Annotated in this window: 1 pseudogene; it reads left to right on the plus strand. The window is 41.0% G+C overall.

The features are described from left to right. Positions 1-204, plus strand: a pseudogene (locus ACUU1M_RS20615) (hypothetical protein); the annotation flags it as partial. Positions 205-451 lie beyond the last annotated feature (247 nt).

Consider the following 451-nt stretch of genomic DNA (forward strand, 5'->3'; position numbering starts at 1 on the left):
CTTACAAACATGCTCGCAAGGAAAGGTGTTGAGACTGTGCTACGCTTGTTAGATAAGGAAACTCAAGAGCTACTGCAACTAGAGGGCCGTAAACGCCTGGCAGCGTTGATGCTCGTTGATATGCCCGACGAGCAAGTCAGAGAGATTTTGGAAGAGATTGAAGCTAGTATTCTCTCAGAGAGTGTAAACGCGAAGGCGGGTTAACTTCATTGACCTGCCTTTAGGGTGCCTTTAAAATTCGTTTTTAAAGGCTACGATGACATTTTTGAAGAGTCTTAAAAGAATTAAAATACACGGCGCGCCTATCTTGAATGTTTTATCGATATCGAAGCATTGAGCATTTTTAACTCGTTTTATCTTGAATGCAATCGGCGCATAACTTATTGAATCCCATCAAATCCCGTCTTTTTTTACCCATTCCCGGTTATCTTGAATAAATTACCTAGTCATA

The organism is Shigella sp. SIG6 (assembly GCF_053555815.1).